The 20276-nt window shown below is 64.3% G+C and carries 16 protein-coding genes; 13 read left to right on the plus strand and 3 right to left on the minus strand.

Annotation, left to right across the window (positions count from 1 at the left end; all coding sequences use genetic code 11):
• The first annotated feature begins 352 nt into the window (after positions 1–352).
• The 7 genes from ACTJKF_RS12645 to ACTJKF_RS12675 all read left to right on the plus strand — a co-directional run bounded on the left by ACTJKF_RS12645 (position 353) and on the right by ACTJKF_RS12675 (position 10211).
• Positions 353–2116, plus strand: a complete 1764-nt coding sequence (locus tag ACTJKF_RS12645; protein ID WP_440623871.1) for an acetolactate synthase 3 catalytic subunit — start codon at positions 353–355, stop codon at positions 2114–2116.
• 112 nt (positions 2117–2228) lie between these two features.
• A complete protein-coding gene (ilvN, locus tag ACTJKF_RS12650) occupies positions 2229–2720 on the plus strand; it encodes an acetolactate synthase small subunit (protein WP_034207977.1) in 492 nt (163 codons plus the stop codon).
• Positions 2721–2815: 95 nt separating this feature from the next.
• On the plus strand, positions 2816–3832 hold the full coding sequence (gene ilvC, locus ACTJKF_RS12655) for a ketol-acid reductoisomerase (RefSeq protein WP_440623872.1): 1017 nt from the start codon (positions 2816–2818) through the stop codon (positions 3830–3832).
• A gap of 1147 nt (positions 3833–4979) precedes the next feature.
• The gene (gene ltrA / locus ACTJKF_RS12660; RefSeq protein ID WP_440623873.1) at positions 4980–6692 is read left to right on the plus strand and encodes a group II intron reverse transcriptase/maturase; all 1713 of its coding nucleotides are present in this window, start codon (positions 4980–4982) and stop codon (positions 6690–6692) included.
• 116 nt (positions 6693–6808) lie between these two features.
• On the plus strand, positions 6809–7453 hold the full coding sequence (locus tag ACTJKF_RS12665; protein ID WP_440623874.1) for a phosphatidylserine decarboxylase: 645 nt from the start codon (positions 6809–6811) through the stop codon (positions 7451–7453).
• A gap of 15 nt (positions 7454–7468) precedes the next feature.
• Positions 7469–8341: a CDP-diacylglycerol--serine O-phosphatidyltransferase gene (pssA, locus tag ACTJKF_RS12670; protein ID WP_440623875.1), complete on the plus strand. Its 873-nt coding sequence runs from the start codon at positions 7469–7471 to the stop codon at positions 8339–8341.
• 325 nt (positions 8342–8666) lie between these two features.
• A complete protein-coding gene (locus ACTJKF_RS12675) occupies positions 8667–10211 on the plus strand; it encodes a 2-isopropylmalate synthase (RefSeq protein WP_440623876.1) in 1545 nt (514 codons plus the stop codon).
• An 80-nt stretch (positions 10212–10291) separates the two neighbouring features.
• Here the strand turns inward: ACTJKF_RS12675 and ACTJKF_RS12680 are convergent, their stop codons facing one another.
• From ACTJKF_RS12680 to ACTJKF_RS12690, 3 genes are all read right to left on the minus strand, one after another.
• Entirely contained in the window at positions 10292–11842 is a 1551-nt protein-coding gene (locus ACTJKF_RS12680) for a SulP family inorganic anion transporter (RefSeq protein ID WP_440623877.1), read from the minus strand.
• A gap of 48 nt (positions 11843–11890) precedes the next feature.
• A complete protein-coding gene (locus ACTJKF_RS12685; RefSeq protein ID WP_440623878.1) occupies positions 11891–12532 on the minus strand; it encodes a carbonic anhydrase in 642 nt (213 codons plus the stop codon).
• Positions 12533–12919: 387 nt separating this feature from the next.
• Positions 12920–13432, minus strand: a complete 513-nt coding sequence (locus ACTJKF_RS12690) for a hypothetical protein (protein ID WP_440623879.1) — start codon at positions 13430–13432, stop codon at positions 12920–12922.
• 194 nt (positions 13433–13626) lie between these two features.
• Between ACTJKF_RS12690 and ACTJKF_RS12695 the strand changes: the two genes are divergently transcribed.
• From ACTJKF_RS12695 to secG, 6 genes are all read left to right on the plus strand, one after another.
• The gene (locus ACTJKF_RS12695; RefSeq protein WP_440623880.1) at positions 13627–14886 is read left to right on the plus strand and encodes a branched-chain amino acid ABC transporter substrate-binding protein; all 1260 of its coding nucleotides are present in this window, start codon (positions 13627–13629) and stop codon (positions 14884–14886) included.
• Positions 14887–15003: 117 nt separating this feature from the next.
• Entirely contained in the window at positions 15004–15273 is a 270-nt protein-coding gene (rpsO, locus tag ACTJKF_RS12700; RefSeq protein WP_006398792.1) for a 30S ribosomal protein S15, read from the plus strand.
• A 291-nt stretch (positions 15274–15564) separates the two neighbouring features.
• On the plus strand, positions 15565–17712 hold the full coding sequence (gene pnp / locus ACTJKF_RS12705) for a polyribonucleotide nucleotidyltransferase (protein ID WP_440623881.1): 2148 nt from the start codon (positions 15565–15567) through the stop codon (positions 17710–17712).
• Between the two features lie 143 nt (positions 17713–17855).
• Positions 17856–18875: an NAD(P)H-quinone oxidoreductase gene (locus tag ACTJKF_RS12710; RefSeq protein ID WP_440623882.1), complete on the plus strand. Its 1020-nt coding sequence runs from the start codon at positions 17856–17858 to the stop codon at positions 18873–18875.
• Positions 18876–19015: 140 nt separating this feature from the next.
• The gene (gene tpiA / locus ACTJKF_RS12715) at positions 19016–19771 is read left to right on the plus strand and encodes a triose-phosphate isomerase (RefSeq protein WP_440623883.1); all 756 of its coding nucleotides are present in this window, start codon (positions 19016–19018) and stop codon (positions 19769–19771) included.
• A gap of 72 nt (positions 19772–19843) precedes the next feature.
• The gene (gene secG / locus ACTJKF_RS12720; RefSeq protein WP_440623885.1) at positions 19844–20221 is read left to right on the plus strand and encodes a preprotein translocase subunit SecG; all 378 of its coding nucleotides are present in this window, start codon (positions 19844–19846) and stop codon (positions 20219–20221) included.
• The last annotated feature ends 55 nt before the right edge of the window (positions 20222–20276 follow it).

Genomic DNA, 20276 nt, shown 5'->3' on the forward strand with positions numbered 1-20276 from the left:
CCGTAAAGGTATGCGCTGCGGACTGCGGCGTGTGAAAGGTCGAAAAATTTCGTAAAACCCGCGGATGCTAACAAATTTTCGCGCGACTTGGCACCCGGTTGCGGTCCGTGACGTTGCGCGCGCGCCGCGTCCGCGGGCCGCCGGGCGATACCCATGATGCGCTGCGGGATATTTTGCTTGACGCCCCCATCATGACCCGCTATCGTCAACGATTCGCAACATGAAGTGATGGTCTCATTTGAGGCTGGCCCAAGAAGCCCGCCCTTCAAACTGGACGCGCCGCTTGAACCCGAGCCACAAGCCCGGCAGAGAGCACCCGATCAATTTTTTGCCGAAAATTCGAAAGGTCAACATGAACATGCCCAGCGCGGAATTCTCCACGTCGGAACCCCTTTCCCCTCCCGATAGCGACTCCATCGGCGGCACCGTGCTCATGAAGGCACTGGCCGACGAAAACGTCGAATTCATCTGGGGCTACCCCGGCGGCTCGGTACTCTACATCTACGACGAGCTTTACAAGCAGGACAAGATTCAGCACGTGCTGGTGCGCCACGAACAGGCGGCCGTGCACGCAGCCGATGCGTATGCGCGTTCCACCGGCAACGTCGGCGTCTGTCTTGTGACGTCTGGCCCCGGTGTCACCAATGCGGTGACCGGCATCGCCACGGCCTATATGGATTCGATCCCGATGGTCGTGATCAGCGGCCAGGTGCCGACTGCCGCGATCGGCCAGGACGCGTTCCAGGAATGCGATACGGTCGGTATCACGCGTCCGTGCGTGAAGCACAACTTCCTCGTGAAGGACGTGCGCGACCTCGCGGAAACCGTCAAGAAGGCGTTCTACATTGCCCGCACCGGCCGTCCGGGCCCGGTGCTGATCGACATTCCGAAAGACATCTCCAAGACGCCGTGCGAGTACGAGCCGGTCAAGAGCGTGTCGCTGCGGTCGTACAATCCCGTCACGAAAGGCCACTCGGGCCAGATCCGCAAGGCCGTGTCGCTGCTGCTCGCGGCGAAGCGCCCTTACATCTACACGGGTGGCGGCATCATCCTCGCCGACGCGGCGCGCGAACTGAACCAGTTCGCCGACCTGCTCGGCTACCCGGTCACGAACACGCTGATGGGCCTGGGCGGCTATCGCGCGTCGGACAAGAAATTCCTCGGCATGCTCGGCATGCACGGCACCTACGAAGCGAACATGGCGATGCAGCACTGTGACGTGCTGATCGCGATCGGCGCGCGCTTCGACGACCGCGTGATCGGCGACCCGGCGCACTTCGCGTCGCGTCCGCGCAAGATCATCCACATCGACATCGACCCGTCGTCGATCTCGAAGCGCGTGAAGGTCGACATCCCGATCGTCGGCGACGTGAAGGAAGTGCTCAAGGAGCTGATCGAGCAGCTGCAGACGGCCGAGCATGGCCCCGACACCGAAGCGCTCGCGCAATGGTGGAAGGACATCGAGGGCTGGCGCGCGAAGGACTGCCTGAAATTCGACCGCGAAAGCGAGATCATCAAGCCGCAGTACGTGGTCGAGAAGGCGTGGGAGCTGACGGACGGCAATGCGTTCGTGTGCTCGGACGTCGGCCAGCACCAGATGTGGGCCGCGCAGTTCTACCGGTTCAACAAGCCGCGTCGCTGGATCAATTCCGGCGGCCTCGGCACGATGGGCTTCGGCCTGCCGGCAGCGATGGGCGTCAAGATGGCGCACCCGGACGACGACGTGCTGTGCATCACGGGCGAAGGCTCGATCCAGATGTGCATCCAGGAACTGTCGACCTGCCTGCAGTACGACACGCCGGTGAAGATCATTTCGCTGAACAACCGCTATCTCGGCATGGTTCGCCAGTGGCAGCAGATCGAATACAGCAAGCGCTATTCGCATTCGTACATGGATGCGCTGCCTGATTTCGTGAAGCTCGCCGAAGCGTATGGCCATGTCGGCATGCGGATCGAAAAGACCTCGGATGTGGAGCCGGCGCTGAAGGAAGCACTGCGCCTGAAGGACCGCACCGTGTTTCTCGACTTCCAGACCGATCCGACCGAAAACGTCTGGCCGATGGTACAGGCCGGCAAGGGCATCACCGAGATGCTGCTCGGATCGGAAGATCTGTAACGGCGCGACGCGCGCGTGAGCCGGATGCGGCCGCCTTCACGAAGGGCGGTGCGGCGTCGGCCGGCGCGCGGCGCGAGTGAATCGACACGGACACATTCTGGAAGAAGCGAACATGAGACACATCATTTCCGTCCTGCTGGAGAACGAACCGGGTGCGTTGTCACGCGTGGTCGGTCTGTTTTCCGCGCGCGGCTACAACATCGAAACCTTGACGGTGGCGCCGACCGAAGACCAATCGCTGTCGCGGCTGACCATCGTTTCCATTGGCTCTGACGACGTGATCGAACAGATCACGAAGCATCTGAACCGCCTGATCGAGGTGGTGAAAGTGGTGGACCTGACCGACGGTGCACACATCGAACGCGAGCTGATGCTGATCAAGGTACGTGCAGTGGGCAAGGAGCGCGAAGAAATGAAGCGGATGTCGGACATTTTCCGCGGCCGCATCATCGACGTGACCGAAAAGACCTACACGATCGAATTGACGGGCGCGAGCGACAAGCTCGACGCATTCATCCAGGGGCTGGACGCCACCGCGATCCTCGAGACCGTGCGTACCGGCAGCTCCGGCATCGGACGCGGCGAGCGCATCCTGAAGGTGTAATGCCGAAGAGGCACGCCGGGTGCGCCGTCATGTCCCGGCCCGCAGTACTCCATCTGAACGAATTGTTGAATTTTTGAATTAGCGAAGGAACCATCATGAACGTTTTCTACGACAAAGACGCTGACCTCTCCCTCATCAAGGGCAAGCAAGTCACGATCATCGGCTACGGCTCGCAAGGCCATGCACACGCACTGAACCTGAAGGACAGCGGCGTGAACGTGACGGTCGGCCTTCGCAAGGGCGGCGCGTCGTGGAGCAAGGCCGAAAACGCCGGCCTGTCGGTCAAGGAAGTCGCGGAAGCAGTGAAGGGCGCAGACGTCGTCATGATGCTGCTGCCGGACGAGCAGATCGCCGACGTGTACGCACAGGAAGTGCACGCGAACATCAAGCAGGGCGCCGCACTGGCGTTCGCACACGGCTTCAACGTCCACTACGGCGCGGTGATCCCGCGCGCCGACCTCGACGTGATCATGATCGCGCCGAAGGCACCGGGCCACACCGTGCGCGGCACGTACTCGCAAGGTGGCGGCGTGCCGCACCTGATCGCGGTTGCGCAGAACAAGTCGGGCGCGGCCCGCGACATCGCGCTGTCGTACGCGGCAGCGAACGGCGGCGGCCGTGCCGGCATCATCGAGACGAACTTCCGTGAAGAGACCGAAACCGACCTGTTCGGCGAGCAGGCCGTGCTGTGCGGCGGTACCGTCGAGCTGATCAAGGCGGGTTTCGAGACGCTGGTCGAAGCGGGCTACGCGCCGGAAATGGCGTACTTCGAGTGCCTGCACGAGCTGAAGCTGATCGTCGACCTGATCTACGAAGGCGGCATCGCGAACATGAACTACTCGATCTCGAACAACGCCGAGTACGGCGAGTACGTGACGGGCCCGCGCATCGTCACGGAAGAGACGAAGAAGGCGATGAAGCAGTGCCTGACCGACATCCAGACGGGCGAGTACGCGAAGAGCTTCATCCTCGAGAACAAGGCAGGCGCGCCGACGCTGCAGTCGCGCCGCCGCCTGACGGCCGAGCACCAGATCGAGCAGGTCGGCTCGAAGCTGCGCGCGATGATGCCGTGGATCGCGAAGAACAAGCTCGTCGACCAGACGAAGAACTAAGCACGGATCGCGCAAAACGTGCTGTTCCGGCCCTTCGAGTGGAGGGTCGGTATCAAAAAGCCGCCCGAAGGCAGCAGTGCCCCGGGCGGCTTTTGCTATCCTACGGGCTTTGGTGCGACGCGAGTCGCAACGACTGTCGGCGATGAGCCGACCTATTGGTGACCTTTGGTCACCCCTGTGAGAGGTGGGAACCGGCAGCAGTAAGCTGGAACCTACCAGTTGGCGAGGGGCGGTTGAAGTTGACCGTCTATCGCATTGCATTGACCTGATTACCGTCAGGTCCCGCCTAGTTAGCGGCTTCAACTCCGCTAACAAAGCGGGTTGGTGTTTGCAATTTCCCCGTAGCTTCTGGATGCGGGGACGCGATCTTGGTCGAGCGAATGCTCGGCGTGTCATTGTTTTACTTCGCCGGAGCACTGGTGAGGGAGGAAACCCGTTGTACGACCAACGGTAGCCTAGGAAGACATGCGTCACTGGTAACGGTGGGGTATGAAGCTCTTCCGACAACGTAGCCCCCGGAATTTTCGGGCATGCATGGGCCGTGAGGTACGTGTGTGGAGACTCCTAGCAGCGATGGGGTCAAGGAGCAAGGCTGGCCGACATGGTTAACGTAAGTGAACTGCTGATAAACCTCGTAAGTAGGCGAAGTGCCTAAGCTGCTGTCAGGCATGAACCAAAAGGTGTGCGGTCGGATAACCCGCTCAAAGCTCGGGTTACGTCGTCGTTAGACCGTCGGGGGAGAGGCAGAACCTAAATCGGTCGTGTGACATGCCGGGAACGCGGTAAGCCCGTATCGCTGCCAACGCTGTAGGGTTGGCAGGCGAACCGTGAGGGACGCTGTTAGCGGTGCGGGTATGGGAGGACGGAAAAAGCGAATGTCGGGCTGTAATGGTCCGGATAGAGGTTGAGACATTACCTCACGCGAAAGCGGGCAGACTTCCGTCTGGTCTACCGTCGCAAGACGGCTGACTGACCTTTTGACTTGGAGCAACGCGGGCACATGTGTCCGCTTGCAAGTACCAGTTCGAAGTATGGACGCACGTGCCCATACCTAGAACGAGAGTGGTTCCCCAGTGGGGCATATCTGCCCCACTGGGGCAGCTGTGTCCCTACTGGAGGGCTGATCACCCCAAGGTAGGAGAGCAGCATGAGAGTATCCGTTCGAAAGGACGGGTCTGCGCTTTCCCACGCGCCGAACCACTGGCACGCCGTAAATTGGCGTCGCGTGGAACGGAACGTGAGAGGGATGCAGATTCGAATTGCGAAGGCGACGCGGGAAGGTGACTGGCGCAGGGTGAAGGCCCTGCAACGGATGCTGACCCGCACGTTGTCCGCAAAGTTGCACGCGGTGCGACGTGTTACGCAAAACCAAGGTGCGCGAACGGCTGGAGTCGATCGCGAACTATGGGACACGCCTGAGAGCCGATGGGAAGCTGTCGGCAAGTTGAAGCGGCGCGGATACAAGCCTCTGCCACTACGGAGAGTCTTTATCCCCAAAGCCAATGGGAAGTTACGCCCTCTGGGCATACCGACCATGCGGGACAGGGCGATGCAAGCTCTGTATCTGTTGGCTTTGGAGCCAGTGTCGGAATCGACGAGCGACCCGAACTCATACGGGTTTCGGATTAATCGTTCGACGGCCGACGCCATGTCGCAGTTGTTTGTTTCCTTGTCTCAGAAGGCTTCGGCCCAATGGGTCTTGGAGGCAGACATCAAAGGCTGCTTCGACTACATCAACCATGATTGGCTGGTGAACCATGTCCCGATGGACAAGGAGATCCTCCGGAAGTGGTTGAAGGCTGGCCTGATTTACAAGGGGCAGCTACAGGCAACCGAGGCCGGTACGCCACAGGGAGGCATCATTTCCCCAACGCTGGCCAACGTGACGCTGAACGGGTTGGAGCGTGAACTTATCGAGCATTTGCGTGCGAGATTCGGAATCGCGAAGGCCAAGAAGTTGAAAGTAAATGCGGTGCGGTACGCGGACGACTTCGTAATCACCGGCGACTCGCAAGAGATGCTGGCCAGCGAAGTCCAGCCTTGGGTGGAAGCATTCCTTGCGCAGCGAGGACTGCAACTTTCCGAGGAGAAGACGCGCATCGTGCACATTGACGAAGGCTTCGATTTTCTTGGGTGGAATTTCCGGAAGTACTCGGGAACGCTACTCATCAAACCGAGCAAGAAGAACGTGCAGACGTTCTATCGCAAGGTTGCGGAGACGATCAGCGGCAACAAGGCGGCAAAGCAGTCGGACTTGATTAGACTGCTGAGCCCGATGCTACGAGGGTGGGCGCAGTATCACCGCCCCGTGGTGGCGAAGCAGGCGTACAGCCGCATGGAGTCTTTGGTCTTTCAGAGGCTCTGGCGGTGGGCGAGGAGGCGGCACCCGAAGAAGAGGGCCGATTGGGTGAGGAAGAAATATTTCCACACGGTCGGAACTCGACACTGGGTATTTGCTGTCCGAGCGGTTCGCGAAGACGGCAGTCAGGGGCTGAATGAGCTGTACCACCTCAGTGGTACGGAGATCAAACGGCACAAGAAGATCAAGGGCGGCTACAACCCCTTTGATCCGGAGTGGGAGCAGTACGGCGAGCTATTGCGGCAGGAGCGGATGGGAGACACCATGCGCTACCGAAAACAATGGGCAAGCCTGTACATGTCGCAGGGCGGGTTGTGTGCGCACTGCGGCTGTGCCCTGTCGGACGAGACGGGTTGGCACGACCATCATCTGGAATACCGGATGCATGGCGGCACCGATGCTCTGTCCAACCGGGTTTTGCTTCACCCCGACTGCCACCGGCAGGTGCACGCCGGTAAAATTGCGGTAACTAAGCCGGTCCGACCCCAGGTCGGACTTTGATTTACATGTAGGCTCGAGCCGTATGCGGGGAAACTCGCACGTACGGTTCCTAGGGGGCCCCTTCTCCGCAAGGAGAGGGGGCTACCCTACCAATTCACCGAACACCGAACGAATCCATGAACTATCCTCATCCGATCATCGCGCGCGAAGGCTGGCCGTTCATCGCGATTGCAGCCGTCATCGCGTTGTTGATCCACGCCTTCGGGGGCTTCGGCTTCGCGTGGCCGTTCTGGCTGCTGCTCGTCTTCGTCGTCCAGTTCTTCCGCGATCCGCAGCGCCCGATCCCGGCGCAGCCGAACGCGGTGCTGTGTCCGGCGGACGGCCGCATCGTCGCGGTCGAGACCACGCAGGACCCGTACGCGAACCGCGAGGCGCTGAAGATCAGCGTGTTCATGAATGTCTTCAACGTCCATTCGCAGCGTTCGCCCGTCGACGGCGCGATCTCCAAGGTCGAGTACTTCCCGGGCGCGTTCCTGAACGCGGCGATCGACAAGGCGTCCACCGAGAACGAGCGTAACGCGGTCGTGATCCAGACGGCGAGCGGCAAGACCGTCACCGCCGTCCAGATCGCCGGCCTCGTCGCCCGCCGGATCCTCTGCTACGTGCGTGCCGGCGAGCCGCTGTCGCGCGGCCAGCGTTACGGTTTCATCCGCTTCGGTTCGCGCGTCGACGTGTATCTGCCGCTCGGCAGCCGTGCGAAGGTGTCGATCGGCGAGAAGGTCTACGCGTCGTCGACGATCCTCGCCGAGCTCGAACAGTAAGCGGCGGGACGCACGATGGCCGCATTCAAGCCGCGCCGGCCGCGCAACGGCTCCAGCCAGACGCCGCGCCCGTTTCGTCGCAACAAGGTGATGGCACCTGATTCGGTGCCCAGCGAAAGCCGCCGTGCCGCGCGCCAGCGGTTCCTCAAGACGCGCGGCATCTACCTGCTGCCGAACGCGTTCACGACCGCCGCGCTGTTCTGCGGCTTCTTCGCGGTCGTGCAGGCGATGAACGTGCGCTTCGAGATCGCCGCGATCGCGATCTTCGTCGCGATGGTGCTCGACGGGATGGACGGGCGCGTCGCGCGCATGACGCATACGCAAAGCGCGTTCGGCGAACAGTTCGACAGCCTGTCGGACATGGTGTCGTTCGGCGTTGCCCCGGCGCTCGTGATGTACGAGTGGGTGCTGAAGGATCTCGGCCGCTGGGGCTGGCTCGCCGCGTTCGTCTACTGCTCGGGCGCCGCGCTGCGGCTCGCGCGTTTCAACACGAACATCGGCAGCGTCGACAAGCGTTTCTTCCAGGGGCTGCCGAGCCCGGCGGCCGCGGCGCTGATCGCCGGCTTCGTGTGGCTCGCGACCGACAACCGCGTGCCGATGAAGCTCGGCTGGCTGCCGTGGGTTGCGTTCGCGCTGACGATCTACGCGGGCGTGACGATGGTGTCGAACGCGCCGTTCTACAGCGGCAAGGCGCTCGACGTGCGGCACCGCGTGCCGTTCGCGGCGATCCTGCTGGTCGTCGTCGCGTTCGTGCTGGTGTCGTCCGATCCGCCGCTGATGCTGTTCTGCCTGTTCGTGCTGTACGGGCTGTCCGGCTACGTGTTCTGGGCCTACCAGGCCGTGCGCGGGCGGGCGAACCCCGCACGCTCGTCGCAGCGCGATCACTGACGCGCAACCTGCCCGGAAACGGCGGCCCCGGATGCAAATCCGGGCCGCCGTTTTCATTTGCCCCTTTTTCGCATTGCGCGCTCCGGTATCCGGGGTGCCGTCCGATTGCGCACCCAGCGGAATGCCGCTATAGTCTGCGGCATGACTGCATTTCCCCGCCTCTCCCTCCTTCTAGCCGGTGCGCCGCTACGCGCGCTAGCTTTGGCGCGCCTGCCGCGCTGACCGTTCTCGCCCTCCGTCAAGCCTCGTCTGTTGTTGAGCGTCGCCAGCGGTGGCGCGATCTCATTACGTTTGATTTCCGTATAAAGAGCCCCTGGAGCCCCCCATGACAGACAAGCTGATCATTTTCGATACGACGTTGCGTGACGGTGAACAATCGCCCGGTGCATCGATGACGAAGGAAGAGAAAGTCCGCATCGCGAAGCATCTCGAGCGGATGAAGGTCGACGTGATCGAGGCTGGCTTCGCGGCCAGCTCGAACGGCGACTTCGACGCGATCCACACGATCGCCGGTCTCGTGAAGGACAGCACGATCTGCTCGCTGGCGCGTGCGAACGACAAGGACATCCAGCGTGCGGCCGACGCGCTGAAGCCGGCCAACAGCTCGCGGATCCACACGTTCATCGCGACGTCGCCGCTGCACATGGAGAAGAAGCTGCGCATGACGCCGGACCAGGTGTTCGAGCAGGCGCGTCTTGCGGTGCGCTTCGCGCGCAAGTTCACCGACAACGTCGAATTCTCGCCGGAAGACGGCAGCCGTTCGGATCTCGATTTCCTGTGCCGCGTGCTGGAAGCCGTGATCGCCGAAGGCGCGACGACGATCAACATCGCCGACACGGTCGGCTACGGCGTGCCGGAACTCTACGGCAACCTCGTGAAGACGCTGCGCGAACGCATTCCGAACTCGGACAAGGCGATCTTCTCCGTGCATTGCCACAACGACCTCGGGATGGCGGTGGCGAACTCGCTCGCCGGCGTGAAGATCGGCGGTGCGCGGCAGGTCGAGTGCACGATCAACGGTCTGGGCGAGCGCGCGGGCAACACGTCGCTCGAGGAAATCGTGATGGCCGTGAAGACCCGCAAGGACTACTTCGGCCTCGACGTCGGCATCGACACCACGCAGATCGTGCCGACGTCGAAGCTCGTGTCGCAGATCACCGGTTTCGTCGTGCAGCCGAACAAGGCGGTGGTCGGCGCGAACGCATTCGCGCACGCGTCGGGCATCCACCAGGACGGCGTGCTGAAGGCGCGGGACACCTACGAGATCATGCGCGCGGAAGACGTGGGCTGGACCGCGAACAAGATCGTGCTCGGCAAGCTGTCGGGCCGCAACGCATTCAAGCAGCGCCTGCAGGAGCTCGGCGTGTCGCTCGACAGCGAAGCCGATCTGAATGCCGCGTTCATGCGCTTCAAGGACCTCGCCGACCGCAAGGCCGAGATCTTCGACGAGGACATCATCGCGATCGTCTCCGAAGAGTCCGCGTTCGCGCAGGATCAGGAGCACTTCAAGTTCGTGTCGCTGTCGCAGCGTTCGGAAACCGGCGAGCAGCCGCAGGCGAAGGTCGTGTTCGCGGTCGAAGGCCGGGAAGTCACCGGCGAGGCGCGCGGCAACGGCCCGGTCGATGCGACGTTCAATGCGATCGAAGGCGAAGTGGGCAGCGGTTCCGAACTGCTGCTGTACTCGGTGAATGCGATCACGACCGGCACGCAGGCGCAGGGCGAAGTGACCGTCCGTTTGTCGAAGAGCGGGCGGATCGTGAACGGCGTCGGGACCGATCCGGACATCGTCGCCGCTTCCGCGAAGGCGTATATCGCTGCGCTGAACAAGCTGCATTCGAAGGACGACAAGCTCAACCCGCAGCGCTCATAAGCGCCGCGCGTCGAGCGCCCGAAGTGCTCGAAACGCCCCGTGCGGCCGTGTGCCGCCCGGGGCGTTTTTTCATGTCCGGCTCATTCGGCCGCCGGTGCGCGGAACAGCCAGCGGCGCGCGGCGGGGCGGGCCGCCGGGCTGCGGCGGCGGAATTCGACCGCGATCCCGCGCCGCGGCGCATCGGCGACGAACGCGTCGAGCAGCTCGAGCACATCGTGATCGATGTAGTCGGCACGCGTTGCGTCGATGATCACGGCCGCGCGGTCCGGAATGTGCCGCAGGTGATGCTTGACCTGCACCTTGCCGAGGAACGACACGTCCTTGCGGAACGACAGCAGGAAGTGATCGTCGTGCTGCGCGAGCGTGACGGGGCTCTTCAGGTTCGCCACCGCGACCGCCAGCACGCTGCAGGTAAGGCCGAGCGCGATGCCGAACAGCAGGTCGACCGCCAGTACGCCCGCGATCGTCGCGGCGAACGGCACGAACGCGGCCGGGCCCTGCTTCAGCACCGAGCGGAACAGCGCCGGTTTCGCGAGCTTGAAGCCGGTATGGATCAGGATCGCCGCGAGGCTCGCGAGCGGGATCAGGTTGATCAGGCCGGTGAGCGCGAACACGCTGGCGAGCAGCAGCATCCCGTGCACGATCGCCGACATCCGGCTTTGCGCACCCGCATTCACGTTGACCGAACTGCGCACGATCACCGACGTGATCGGCAGCCCGCCGACCACGCCCGCAACGAGGTTGCCGACGCCTTGTGCCTTCAGTTCGCGATCCGGCTGGGTGGGCCGGCGCTTCGGATCGATCTGTTCGACCGCCTCCAGGCTCAGCAGCGTCTCGAGGCTCGCGACGACCGCGAGCGTGATCGCGACGCGCCACACGTCCGGATTGACGAGCTGCGCGAAGTTCGGCCCGAGCTCGGCATGCTTCAGCGATGCGGCGAGCGCCGCGAAGGATTCGAGCTCGGGCAGCGTGACGCGATGCGCGGCACCGGGCGCGACCGACGGCGCGATGACGCCCAGCACCAGCGTGGCGCCGATGCCGAATACGACGACCGCGAGCGGCGCAGGCACCGAGCGCAACCACGCGAAGCGCTTGAGCGCCGGCGTGTCCCACGCGACCAGCAGCGCGAGCGACACGAGCGCGATGGCCGTCGCGGCCCAGGCGGTCGGCAGGGCCGGCCATGACGCAAACGATTGCGCGGCCGGCCCGCCGATACCGAATGCGAACGGAATCTGTTTCACGATCAGCAGCAGCCCGATCGCGGCGAGCATGCCCTTGATGACCGGTGACGGCACGTAGGCGGCGAAACGGCCGGCGCGCAGCATCCCCAGGCCGAACTGCAGCACACCGGACAGCAGTACCGCGAGCAGGAACGCGGAAAAGCTGCCGAGCTGCGCGATCCCTTCGACGACGATCACGACGAGGCCGGCGGCCGGCCCGCTGACCGACAGTGACGAGCCGCTCAGCAGCGCGACGACGATCCCGCCGACGATGCCGGACACAAGCCCGGCGAACGGCTCGACGCCGGACGCATTGGCGATGCCGAGACACAGTGGCAGCGCGACGAGGAAAACGACGATGCCGGCGACGATGTCGCGGGGCAGGGTGGACAAGCGCTCGTTCAGTTTCATGATTGGGGCGGTTGGGACGATTTCGTGGGCGTAGGGAGAGGGCGCGGATCAGCCGAGCGCGGCGGCCATGACGGCATGCTCGGGCTCGGGTTCGGCCGACGGTGTCGTGTAGCCGGAGTCGAGCTCCTTCAGGCGGCCGTCGGCGAGCGAGAAGATCCAGCCGTGCACGAGCGGCGGCCGCTGCCGGCCGTGCACGATCGGCGACGCGCGCAGCAGCCGCACCTGCTCGAGCACGTTCAGCTCGGCCAGGCGGTCGGCGGCGGCCGTGTCGTCGAGTCCGTCGAGCGTGTCGCGATGGCGCCGCGCGAGCGCGCAGAGCGGGGCGATCCGGCGCGCGACGTGCGGCAGGTCGGCCGGCGGCGGCAGCAGCGACGCGCGCACGCCCCCGCATCCGTAGTGGCCGCACACGATCACGTGATCGACCTCGAGCACGCGCACGGCGTACTCGAGCACACTCGCGGAATTGTCGTCGTCGGGATGGAACAGGTTCGCGATGTTGCGATGGACGAACAGCTCGCCGGGCACGCTGTGCGTGATGGTTTCCGCGGGCACCCGGCTGTCGGCGCAGCCGAGCCACAGCACGCGCGGGTTCTGGCCGCGCGCAAGCGCGTCGAAGAAGCCGGGCGTGTGTTCGCGCGTCTCGCGGGCCCAGGCGATGTTGGCAACCAGCATGCTCTTGGGGCGATTCATGAGGATTCCTTTGTGATAAGGACAAGCGAATAGCGGGCGAAGTGGAGCAATAAGATGCTTTCTAAATTGAAAGGTTCCGTTTCGACCGATATTAGGGGTATGCCCTAATGATCTGGTGCACTGAAACAAATTGTTTCAAATGGAGCCGATTGGGTGCATCGGGTGCACCGCGACAAGGCATGACATGTATTGCCTATGCCTGTTTTACTCGCATCGTCCCGCAGGAGGCGGCTCTCCGGCGGCGATCGCCCGAATGCTCGCAATTGGAAAATATTTCCGCCGGAGTCGCGGAATTTCAATAAATGGCAGAAAAAATGAAATGGCCATTCACGCGTTGATGCGTGAATGGCCATTGTGAAAATTGCGCGGGAATGCGTACTCGACGGATCAGAACAGATTGCGGCGGTCGGGGTCGTGCAGTGGGTCCGGCGTCTTCTGCGTGGTGCGCAGGACGCCCTGCGGATCGAAGTAGAAGCTGTACATCATGTACCAGACGTTGTCTTCGAGATACCGGTAGGTCCACACCTCGCGCTTCATCAGCGGGAAGTAGGACGTCTCGACCGGCCGGCCAAAATTGACGAGCACGTCCGTCTTGGTCCACGTGCCGATCCCGGCGCGGTAGAACTCGCTCGGTTGCAGCACCTGGCGCACGTTGATGATCCGGTGGGCCGCGTCGACGTCGGCCGCGATGGTGATCTCGCCCATCGGCTGGGTCGGCCACATCAGCCGCTTGCCGCCGCCCGGCAGGTCGTAGATCTCGCGCGGCGGGCCCATGCGCGCGACGATCGCCGACTCGTCCTGGCCGGCCTGGAATTGCTGCCACGGTTGTGCGCAACCGGCGAGCAGCGCCGCCGCGCAGGCGACCAGCACCGGCAGGCGCACGGGAATGCGAATGCGCATGGGATTCTCCAGAACGTGAACTCGCTAACGATTCAGTTGTATCACGGACGGCGCGCGCCGGTGCATTGCGCCGAAAAAATCGGTGCGGATCGCTGTCCACGTATGTCGTGTGTCGTTCCGCACCGTGCTTGCGGCGGGCGGCGCCGGCGGCCTATGATCCGCGCTTCGCGGACAGATTGAAGGGCAGGTGGCCGATGCAGCTGTGGAAACGAGGCGCGCTCGCGTTGAGCGCGGGATGGATGCTGGCGTCGTCCGCGTTCGCGGCAGGCGAGCCGGTGCGGATTGCGCTGATCGAAGGGATGTCGGGCCCGTTCGCGAACGCGGGCGCGGCGGTCGAGCGCAACCTGCGCTTCGGGATCGAACAGGTCAACGCGGCGGGTGGCGTGAAGCTGCGCGACGGCGCGCATCCGCTCGAATTCGTCGTGCTCGACAGCAAGGGCAGCCCCGAAGAGGCGCTGATGCAGTTGCGCGCGGCGGCGGACCGGCACATCGGCTTCGTCGCGCAGGGCAACAGCTCGGCGGTCGCGGCCGCGCTCGTCGCGGCGCTCGACAAGCTGAACGCGCGCAATCCGGACAGCCGGATGCTGTTCCTCAACTATTCGGCCGACGATCCGGCGCTGACCGGCGCGCGCTGCAGCTTCTGGCATTTCCGCTTCGACGCGCACGCGGGGATGCGGATGGCCGCGCTCGCGGACGTGATGGCGCGCGATCGCGCGCTGCACAAGGTCTACTTGCTGAACCAGGACTACAGCTTCGGCCACGACGTCAGCACGCTGGCGCGGCAGGCGCTGGCCGAGCGGCGTCCCGACGTGGCGATCGCCGGCGACGAATTCCACCCGATCGGCCGCATCAAGGATTTCTCGCCGTACATCGCGAAGATCCGGGCCAGCGGCGCGGACGCCGTCGTGACCGGCAACTGGGGCAACGATCTGACGCTGCTCGTGAAGGCGGCGCGCGAGCAGGGACTGAACGCGAAGTTCTACACGTTCTACGGCAACAGCCTCGGCGCGCCGGCCGCGCTCGGCGACGCGGGCGTCGGCCGCGTGGTGGCCGTCGCGGACTGGCACCCGAACGCGGGCGGCGCGAAGTCCGACGCGTTCTATCGTGCGTTCCGGACCCGTTTCCCCGCACCGCAGGACGACTATCCGGTGCGGCGCATGAGCCTGATGGTCGAGATGCTCGCCGCCGCGATGAACCGGGCCGGCTCGGCGGACCCCGTCGCGGTGGCGCGCGCGCTGGAAGGGCTGTCGTTCGACGACGGCTTCCATGCGTCCACGATGCGCGCGCAGGATCACCAGCTGATCCAGCCCCTTTATGTGATGGAAATGGACAAGGTCGGCACGCCGGGCGTGCGCTTCGATAATGAGGGCTCGGGGTACGGCTTCCGGACCGTTCTTGCGGTGCCCGCGCAGCGCACGCAGATGCCGTCGACCTGCTCGATGACGCGCCCGTGACAGGGGCGATAGGAACGGCGTGCGGTTGTGTTACAATGCCCGCCGGTTGTAAGTCACGGCACGGCCATTCTTCCGTGTCCGCCTGTTAGTTAGCCAGTAGGAAACAAAGGAAATCACATGTCTGTCGCAGATATCAAGAAGTCGGAAGTCGTTGCTCAGTTCGCCCGCGGTACCAACGACACGGGTTCGCCCGAAGTCCAGGTCGCACTGCTGACCGCACGTATCGTCGAACTGACGGGTCACTTCAAGACCCACGCGAAGGATCACCACAGCCGCCGCGGCCTGCTGCGCATGGTGAGCCGCCGCCGCAAGCTGCTCGACTACCTCAAGGGTAAGGATGCCGACCGTTACCGCGCGCTGATCGAGAAGCTGGGTCTGCGTAAGTAATCGAGGCGATTGCCGCCAGCAAGATGCCTGTGTCAGTCCGCTGATGCAGGCATTTTGTTTTTGCACGGTGCGTAGCGTCACACGCACCGCAGGTTGTCCGGCGCACGGTTGCCGGGCTGCCGGAACGGCTGATGCCGGGGTCGGGATTTGTGTCATTCCAGCGCGTTGCTCGACGAGCGCCGCGCTGGAATGGCATAAAAAACACACCTTGCTCCGGGTGATTCGGTCGGGACGCCGCCGCGCGGGATGGCCCGGGTGGCGAATGAAATGAATGAATTCAAAGGAGCAACCATGTCCATGTTCAACAAGGTCGTGAAGGAATTTCAATGGGGCCAGCACAAGGTGCGCCTCGAAACCGGTGAAGTCGCCCGCCAGGCGAGCGGTGCCGTGATCGTCGACGTGGAAGACACCGTCGTGCTGGCAACCGTCGTCGGCGCGAAGTCGGCGAAGCCGGGTCAGGATTTCTTCCCGCTGACCGTCGATTACCTCGAAAAGACCTACTCGGCCGGCAAGATCCCCGGCGGCTTCTTCCGTCGCGAAGGCCGCCCGTCGGAGCACGAGACGCTGACGTCGCGCCTGATCGACCGTCCGCTGCGCCCGCTGTTCCCGGAAGGCTTCTACAACGAAGTCCAGGTCGTGATCCACGTGCTGTCCGTGAACCCGGAAATCCCGGCGGACATCCCCGCGCTGATCGGCGCATCGGCTGCGCTCGCCGTGTCGGGCCTGCCGTTCAACGGCCCGGTCGGTGCCGCGCGCGTTGCCTACATCGACAACGCTTACGTGCTGAACCCGACGCGTGACCAGCTCAAGGCATCGAGCCTCGACCTCGTCGTGGCCGGTACGGAGCGTGCGGTGCTGATGGTCGAATCGGAAGCCGACCAGCTGCCGGAAGACGTGATGCTGGGCGCGGTCGTGTTCGGCCACGAGCAGATGCAGACGGCGATCGACGCGATTCACGAACTCGTGCGCGAAGGCGGCAAGCCCGAGTGGGACTGGCAGCCGGCACCGAAGAACGAAGCGCTGATCGCGCGCGTGACGGAACTGGCGCACGGCGATCTGCTCGCCGCTTACCAGTTGCGCGACAAGCAAGCACGCTCGACGAAGCTGAAGGAAGTCTACGCGGCGACCTCGGCGAAGCTCGAGGCAGACGCGCTGGCAGCCGGCACGGTTGCAGCCGACAAGGCCACCGTCGGCAACGTCCTGTTCGACATCGAAGCGAAGATCGTCCGCTCGCAGATCCTGAACGGCGAGCCGCGCATCGACGGTCGCGACACGCGCACCGTGCGTCCGATCGAGATCCGCACCGGCGTGCTGCCGCGCACCCACGGTTCGGCGCTGTTCACGCGTGGCGAAACGCAGGCGCTGGTCGTCGCGACGCTCGGCACGAAGGGTGACGAGCAGATCATCGACGCGCTCGAAGGCGAATACCGCGAGCGCTTCATGCTCCACTACAACATGCCCCCGTTCGCGACCGGCGAAACGGGCCGCGTCGGCTCGCCGAAGCGTCGCGAAATCGGCCACGGCCGTCTCGCGAAACGCGCGCTGGTCAAGTGCCTGCCGAGCGCCGACGAGTTCGGCTACTCGATCCGCGTCGTGTCGGAAATCACCGAATCGAACGGTTCGTCGTCGATGGCATCGGTGTGCGGCGGCTGCCTCGCGCTGATGGATGCCGGCGTGCCGATGAAGGCGCACGTCGCGGGTATCGCGATGGGCCTGATCCTCGAAGGCAACAAGTTCGCGGTGCTGACCGACATCCTCGGCGATGAAGACCACCTCGGCGACATGGATTTCAAGGTGGCCGGCACGGAACAAGGCGTGACGGCACTGCAGATGGACATCAAGATCCAGGGCATCACGAAGGAAATCATGCAGGTCGCGCTCGCGCAGGCGAAGGAAGGCCGCATGCACATCCTCGGCAAGATGACGTCGGCGGTCTCGGGTGCGAACACGCAACTGTCGGAATTCGCGCCGCGCATGATCACGATCAAGATCAACCCGGAAAAGATCCGGGACGTGATCGGCAAGGGCGGTTCGGTGATCCGCGCGCTGACGGAAGAAACGGGTACGACCATCGACATCTCGGATGACGGCGTCGTGACGATCGCGAGCACGAACAGCGAAGGCATGGCGGAAGCGAAGAAGCGCATCGAGCAAATCACGGCCGAGATCGAAGTCGGCCAGGTGTACGAAGGCACGGTGCTCAAGCTGCTCGATTTCGGCGCGATCGTGAACCTGCTGCCGGGCAAGGACGGCCTGCTGCACATCTCGGAAATCGTCAACGAGCGCGTGAAGGACATCAACGACTACCTGAAGGAAGGCCAGCAGGTCAAGGTCAAGGTGATCCAGACGGACGAGAAGGGTCGTGTGCGTCTGTCGGCGAAGGCGCTGCTGAACGAAGCAGCGGCGTCGTCGCAGTCGGATACGCCGCCGCAGCAGTAAGCGGACAGGCGTGAAAACGGCCGGCAGTGCGAAAGCGCGCCGGCCGTTTTTTCTGTAGCATCGTTGTGCGGCGCAGCAGCGCCGGCGAGGCGCTCGTGCCGCGCACGGGCGGGCCACCCGATTCCGATCCTGGAGCAACCCCCATGAAAGCCATCGAAATCACCGAATTCGGCGCTCCCGACGTGCTGAAGCTCGCGGAGCGTCCGCGCCCCGAGCCGCAGCGCGGCGAAGTGCTGATCAAGGTGGCGGCTTCCGGCGTGAACCGGCCGGACGTATTCCAGCGCAAGGGCGCCTATGCGCCGCCGCCGGGCGCGTCGGATCTGCCGGGCCTCGAGGTCGCGGGCGAGATCGTCGGCGGCGACCTGTCGGATGCCGCGTTGAACCCGTTCGGCCTGAAGCTCGGCGATCGCGTGTGTGCGCTGCTCGCAGGCGGCGGCTACGCAGAATATGCGGTCGCGCCGCTGCCGCAATGCCTGCCGGTGCCCGCCGGGCTGACCGATATCGAAGCCGCGTCGTTGCCCGAAACGTTCTTCACGGTGTGGAGCAACGTGTTCGACCGTGCGCTGCTCGGCGCGGGCGAGGGCGGCGAGCAGGAAACGCTGCTCGTGCAGGGTGGCTCGAGCGGAATCGGCGTGACGGCGATCCAGATCGCGCACGCGCTCGGCTTCCGCGTGTTCGCCACGGCCGGGAATGCCGACAAATGCCGCGCATGCGAGGCGCTCGGCGCCGAGCGTGCGATCAACTACAAGACCGAGGACTTCGTCGAGGTCGTCAAGTCGCTGACGCACGATCGCGGCGTCGACGTGATTCTCGACATGGTCGCGGGTTCGTACGTGCCGCGCGAACTGTCCGCGCTCGCGGATGGTGGCCGCCTCGTGCTGATCGCGCTGCTCGGCGGCGCGAAGGCCGAGGTCAACCTGAACGAGATCCTGCGCCGCCGGCTCACGGTGACGGGCTCGACGCTGCGCCCGCGCCCGATCGAGTTCAAGGCGCGCATCGCCGCGCAGTTGAAGGCGCGGGTGTGGCCGCTGCTGGCCGACGGTCGCATCAAGCCTGTCATCTACCGTGTGCTGCCGGCCGGCGAGGCCGCGCAGGCGCATGCGCTGATGGAGGGCGGCGAGCATATCGGCAAGATCGTGCTCGATTGGGGCGCGAACGCGTAACGCCCGCGCGACGGCGCTTGACATGCGCGGTTTGACCGGTTCAAGCCGCGCGCAGTAAAATCGCGGGTTTGCTTCGCCAGATCAAACTAGGCGGCCGGTTCCCGGTACGTTAATGACACGATAGTGACGAGACAGACACGATGTCGAAACAACGAACAAAGCGAGTGATCGGTAACTGGAAGATGCACGGCCGGCTGGCCGGCAACCAGACGTTGCTGAACGAAGTGGTGCAGGGCGCCGGTGCGGTGGCGGCCGAGACGTCGATCGGCGTGTGCGTGCCGTTCCCGTATCTCGCGCAGGTTCAGGCGCAACTCGGCGGCGGCCGTGTCGGGTTCGGCGCGCAGGACGTGTCCGCGCACGAGCAAGGCGCGTTCACCGGTGAGGTGGCGGCTGCGATGGTGGCGGAGTTCGGCGCGCGGTATGCGATCGTCGGTCACTCGGAGCGTCGCGCCTATCACGGCGAGCGTAACGAGACGGTCGCGGCGAAAGCGCAGCGTGCGCTTGCGGCAGGCCTCACGCCCGTCGTGTGCGTCGGCGAAACGCTCGACGAGCGTGAAGCGGGGTCGACCGAGCAGGTGGTCGGTGCCCAGCTCGACGCCGTGCTGGCCGTGCTGACGGCTGACGAAGCGGCACGCATCGTCGTCGCGTACGAGCCGGTCTGGGCGATCGGCACGGGCAAGAGCGCGACGTCGGCGCAGGCGCAGGACGTTCACGCATTCCTGCGTGCGCGTCTCGCGGCGAAGGGGGCGGCGGACGTATCGGTACTGTACGGCGGCAGCGTGAAGCCGGACAACGCGGAAGAGCTGTTCTCGCAGCCGGACATCGACGGCGGCCTGATCGGCGGCGCGTCGCTGAAGGCGGAAGATTTTCTGGCGATCTGCCGGGCTGCGCGTTGAGCGGTCCGGGGTCGAATTGAACCATGATGGCGGCCGGTCGGTCCGGTTGCCTGATCCAATCGGGTGGGTGTGATGCTGTTATTCAAGACGCTGATTATTGTCGTGCAGGTGCTGTCTGCATTCGGTGTGATCGGGCTCGTGCTGCTGCAGCACGGCAAGGGTGCCGACATGGGCGCTGCATTCGGTAGCGGCGCGTCGGGCAGCCTGTTCGGTGCGACGGGGTCCGCGAACTTCCTGTCGCGCACGACGGGCATTCTCGCGACGATCTTCTTCGTCGCGACGCTCGCGCTGACGTACCTCGGCTCGTACAAGTCGACGCCGTCGGCAGGCGTGCTCGGCGCGGCAGCGACCGCACCGGCATCGGCGCCTGCAGCGTCGGCTCCGGCCGTTGCTGCATCCGCTGCAGCGGGTTCGGCTGCGAGTGCGCCGGGCCAGGACGTCCCGAAATAAAAAGTTAATTTTTTTGCGTTTGTGCGTTGAACAAATCTGGAACTCGGGTTAGAAT

Origin of the sequence: Burkholderia sp. 22313 (assembly GCF_052045245.1) — a bacterium.
Lineage (GTDB): Bacteria > Pseudomonadota > Gammaproteobacteria > Burkholderiales > Burkholderiaceae > Burkholderia.